Raw genomic sequence first — 5568 nt, 5'->3', positions numbered from 1 at the left:
AGAGCCAGCAGAACCTGAAGAGCCCAGTCAGCCTGAGCCAAGCAACCCAAACTTCAACCTGGGAGAGCGCTACCACACGGGCACTTCTGACGCTTCAGCAGCGATTGCCGTGGGTGAGGGTCTAATGCTGGTGGCGGATGACGAAGATCAAGTGGTACGCCTCTATGAGCGCGACACTGATGGTGCCCCTCTGGCGGAAATTAACCTGAATACTGCCCTGGGCTTGAATGACACCCAGGAGGTGGACTTGGAAGCGGTGGCGACTTATCAAGGCACCCACTACTGGCTAGGCTCCCACGAGAGCAGCCAGCGCTCGATGATCTTCGCCACTCAAGTGACCGGTGATAATGCTGAGAATTTGAGCATTGAGGTGACGGGCCAGTTTACCGATTTAGCCAGCCAGCTTAGCGACTGGGATGCCAAAAATGGCCATGGGCTCGGTGAAAATGCGCTGAGCCTCTCGTTAGGGGTTAATATTGAAGGCGCTGTGTTTATCGGTGATTCCCTTCACCTTGGCCTCCGCTCGCCGTTGGATGATGGCTTCGCACAATTAGTGCCCGTTGAAAATGTGATTGACCTCGTTTCTGGTGAGGCTAACGAAGCTTCTTTTGGCGATCCCCTTCGTTTAGACCTGGATGGCCGCGCGGTGCGTTCTATTGAACCTGCTGGCGATGAAGGCTACCTGATACTAGCGGGCCCGGTTAATGATGATGACGACGTTGGTTTTGGTCTTTATCTATGGGATAGCGATTATGCCGTTCGTGAAATAGACGGCCCGGATCTCAATACCCTACCGGACGCACTAACGGCGAAGCCGGAATCACTTTTCGATGTTTCCATCACCGAGTCGGGCGTTACTGCGAGCGTGCTGTTTGATAGCGGTACGGTGGATTGGTTAGAGGATGGTCAAGAGTCTAAGGATCTGCCCGCCGAACAGCAGCGCTTTGTGAGCACAGGCATTGAATTCAACCTGCCTGATTTCGCACCTCAACCCGGTGACATTGCGATTACTGCGCTCAGTGGTAGCGAAAAATCCTTCCAGTTCGTCGCATTGAAAGGTATCAGCGGAGGTGCGGAAATTACCTTTACTGACTCAGGCTGGGCAGGCGATGGCTTCCGCGCCAGCGAAGGCGCCGTTAAGTGGACGGCGCCTGAAGGCGGCGTACCGGCAGGCACGGTTGTTACTTATACCGCAGACTCTTCGCAGTTCACGCCTGCTAATAGCAGCAACGTAGGTAATAACGGGTTCAACCTTTCGGTCGGCGGTGACCAAGTACTTGCTTTCGTCGGCGAGGCAAGCGACCCAACGTTTATCTACGCAGCCCAAACAAACAGCGATGCGTGGCAAGACACTGCAGACTCCTCTAATAACTCTGCCCTGCCGCCTGGCCTTGAAGAGGGTGTCACCGCGGTTGCCGTTGGCAGCGCACGCAATGCCGCCTTTACCGGCAATGGCTTCGGCACGGCGGAGGAGCTATTAAGCGCCGTTGGCAACCCAGAGAATTGGTCATTTGAGTACGCTGAACTACCCACCAATGCCACCACTGACTTTCATGTGGGCACGATGGAAGCTCCTTATGTGCCAGGCGAGCGCGATATTGGCTTAGCCATCACTGAGATATGGTCGGGCCAAAGTGGCTCTGACGTCACCGCCGATTGGTTTGAAGTCACTAACCGTTCTTCTGAAGCGCTTGATTTCAGCAATATGCCGCTTTACTACGATGATGACAGCGCCGACCCCGTAGATGCTATTGAAATCAAGGGGCTAAGCTCGCTGGCTCCTGGTGAATCCGCGATTGTCATGGTCGATGGCGATGCCGAATCAGTCGCGGAATTCCGTTCAGCGTGGAGCAACCTGGATAATATCGACACCCTGAAAATCGGTTATGCCGAAAACGCTTCTGGCCTGGGCGGTGGCGGCGATGCCGTAACGCTATGGCAAGGTGACCCACGTGTTGATGGCAACCAGGTGGCAACGGAGGCCTACCCAGATACCGACGGGTTTGACGCCGCTTCCTGGGATGTGGATTTAGGAAAATTCACCACCACTGATACTGAGGGTGCGATTAGCTCTGATGCACTGGGCGGTGATGGTAGTGATGTACCCGCTATTGCATCACCAGGATTGGCCAATGAGCCAAAAGTGGATATTACGCTGATTTCTGCAATACAGGGTGACTCGAGCAGCAGCACTTTAGAGGGTGAAAACGTTACCCTTGAAGCCATCGTCACCATGGTAGCGCCTGGTTTGGATGGTTTCTTCCTGCAAGAGGAAGATAGCGATAACGACGATAATGCCGAGACCTCAGAAGGTATCTTTGTGTATGCAGGCAGCGGCAGTGATGAGTGGCTGAAACAAATCTCTGCTGGCGACCAGATTCGTATTAGCGGCGAGGTCTCAGAGTATTTCGAGAAAACGCAATTAACTGCCGAACGCGGCAGCCTTGAGGTACTGGCGAACAATGTATCCCTGCCTGAAAGCCAGCGAATCATCATGCCGTTTACCGACAAACAAGGCCTGGAAGCCTTTGAAGGTATGCGAGTCGCCATAGAAGCAATGGACGGTGAGCCGTTGGTGGTTACCGAGCTTTACGAGCTGGGCCGTTACGGTGAAGTCACGCTTTCATCCGGTGGCCGCTTAGAGCAGTTCACTGAAGTCAACGAGCCTGATGTAGAAGGCTATAGCGCGTGGCTTGAAGATGCAGAGGCGCGCACCATCAAAATCGATGACGCGAACTCGACACAAAACGCTGATCCAATTATTTATGGTCGTAACGGTGAGGAGCTTTCTGGCACTAACCCGCTGCGTGGTGGCGACGAGCTTCAGACACTCGAAGGCGTGCTTGATTACAACTTCGAAGAGTGGAAAGTTCAAAACGTCGAAGGTCTGGACTTTACCGGCGCTGAGCGTCCGGCGACACCTGATACGGACGCCCTGGGTGAGGCCGATATTACGGCGGCCTCTTTCAATGTATTGAACTACTTCACGACTCTGAATGAAAACGGCAATAAAACAGAGACCTTAAATGGCACCCTGCATAGTCCTCGTGGTGCCAATAATGCCGAAGAGTTTGCCCGCCAGGAAGCCAAAATCGTTGAGGCGATTAATACCAGCGGTGCTGATGTGGTGGGGCTCATGGAAATCGAGAATAACGGCTATGGTGACGATAGCGCCATTGCAACGCTGGTTGATGCGCTGAATGCAGATGTGCAGGATAAACACATTCAGGGTGTCACTTGGGCTTACAGCGTCCCCGAAGATGGGAATGGCAACACCACTAGCCCTGGGGATGACGCCATTGCCGTTGGGGTCATCTACAACAGTCAGGCGGTGACACCTATGGGCGCTGCAGTCACTAAAACCGATGGGGCTTTCGCCGCTGCAAACCGCGCACCGGTGATGCAAACCTTCGAAGATAATAAAGGTGAAACCTTTTCGGTGGTGGTTAATCACTTCAAATCCAAAGGCAGTGTCGTCAATGGGGAAGAGGCTATCGGCGACGGACAGGCCAACAACAACCCCACACGGGTCGAGGCCGCGGAGGAATTGCTTGAATGGCTATCCACCCAGCCCACCGGTAGCAATGACAGCGATGTGCTGATTCTCGGCGACTTGAATGCTTATGCCATGGAAGACCCCATTACGACACTGAAGAATGCTGGCTATGATCTGCTTGATGATGATTACAGCTACGTCTTTGATGGTTTCTGGGGTTCATTGGATCATGCGTTAGCCAGTGAAACGCTCGCAACACAGGTCACGGGCACCACGACCTGGCACATTAATGCGGATGAGGCATCTGCTTTGGACTACAACACCGACTTCACCAGCGACCGTCAGGATGACAACCTATACGCCGATGATGCGTTCCGTAGCTCAGACCATGACCCTATCTTAGTAGGTCTGAATTTAGGCCTCGCTGAAGCTTAATTAAAAGGACTGACGTTTGCTGATGGCCTCCGCTTGCGGGGGCCTTTTTTGTCTTGGCAACTTGCTATTACAACTGCCCACTTCAATAGCCAAAGCACCCCGTAGCGCTTCACGCCTAGGGTGTTAAACTCATGGCAGGCACTTTCTCCAGGAGATACATGTTGAGCTCAGTACGTTCCACGACCGCGATTATTGATGACAGCGGCATTGCTTTTGGTACCAGCGGCGCGCGAGGGCTGGTTGAACAGTTTACCGATGAAGTATGTGCGGCCTTTACCGTGGCGTTTATTAGCGCCATGCGCACATCCTTTCCAGTGGAGCGCATTGCGTTAGGCATGGATCGCCGCCCCAGCAGCCCCGCGATGGCAGCCGCCTGCACTAGCGCGGCCCATGCACTGGGAGTGGAGGTGGATGACTATGGCGTATTGCCCACTCCCGCACTGGCGCTAAAGGCGATGGCGGATGGCATACCCTGCATTATGATTACCGGCAGTCATATCCCGTTTGACCGGAACGGCATCAAGTTTTATCGCCCTGATGGCGAGATCACAAAAGCTGATGAAATTGCCATTCTTAATGCCGAGGCAGCAATACCTCCCCTCGCTGCACCAGCACGCAGCGAGGTCTCTGAAGCAGCGAACAAGGCATACTCCCGACGCTTCACTGCATGGTTTCCAGGTGAACCATTGAAAGGTTGGCGGGTAGGTTTATACCAGCACTCCGCTGCAGGCCGTGATTTAAGCGCGCATATTTTGAGCGAGCTAGGTGCGGATGTGGTGGTATTAGGCCGCAGCGAGGCCTTCGTTCCCGTGGATACCGAAGCCGTTAGCGACGAGGATCAGGCCCAAGGTCGTGCCTGGGCAAGCCAGCACCAGTTACAGGCCCTGTTGTCTACTGATGGTGATGGTGATCGCCCATTGCTAGGGGATGAAACGGGGACATGGCAGCGTGGTGATATCGTAGGTTTGCTCTGCGCCCGTGCATTGGGAATCGAAGCATTGGCTGTCCCGGTAAGCTGCAATACGGCGATAGAAGCCTGCGGTGCCTTCCGGCTAGTTGAGCGCACGCGTATCGGCTCACCCTATGTATTGGACAGTATGGCTGAACTCAATAAGCGATTTGCGCGAGTGGCTGGGTTTGAGGCCAACGGCGGCTTTCTATTGGGAAGCAGTCTGGAAAACGATGGCCGTCAGTTAGCCGCACTACCCACCCGTGATGCGCTACTACCTGCTCTTACGTTAATGGTGATGGCCGCCCAACGCGGGGTTAACCTTTCGCAGTTAATCGCTGATTTACCTGCTCGTTATACGGCAAGCGATAGACTCAAAGATTTCGCCACAGAGAAAAGCCATGCGTTGCTGTCCGAGTGGCAAACCTCGCCTGAGCTGATGCAGCAAACGTTAGGTCTTCAGTCTAGAATTTCAGTGGTGAATAGTACCGATGGCCTAAGAGCTACACTTGAAAATGGCGATATTGTGCACCTTCGCCCCTCTGGTAATGCGCCGGAGCTACGTTGCTATAGCGAATCAGCTTCGCAAGCAGACGCAGCCGCACTGGTAAAACAGAGCTTGGCCGCTCTCGAAAAGCTGAACTAAGGACCTTATTCTTAAAAAGAACGGAGCATTAACAAAGAACGG

2 protein-coding genes are annotated in these 5568 nt (G+C 53.8%); both read left to right on the top strand.

The features are described from left to right. On the top strand, positions 1-3931 hold a 3931-nt coding region (locus INT22_RS01220; RefSeq protein WP_193067516.1), incomplete at its 5' end, for an ExeM/NucH family extracellular endonuclease. 158 nt (positions 3932-4089) lie between these two features. After that, positions 4090-5526 (top strand): phosphomannomutase, encoded by a 1437-nt coding sequence (locus INT22_RS01215; RefSeq protein WP_226912323.1) that lies wholly within the window; start codon positions 4090-4092, stop codon positions 5524-5526. The last annotated feature ends 42 nt before the right edge of the window (positions 5527-5568 follow it).

The organism is Halomonas sp. 3D7M, from assembly GCF_014897885.1.
GTDB lineage: Bacteria > Pseudomonadota > Gammaproteobacteria > Pseudomonadales > Halomonadaceae > Vreelandella.
This window is presented reverse-complemented; position numbering and strand designations above follow the sequence as displayed.

What these genes read in the sequence shown, in the direction of transcription:
- INT22_RS01215 (WP_226912323.1), top strand. Translation starts at nt 4,090, where the DNA reads ATGTTGAGCTCAGTACGTTCCACGACCGCGATTATTGATGACAGCGGC.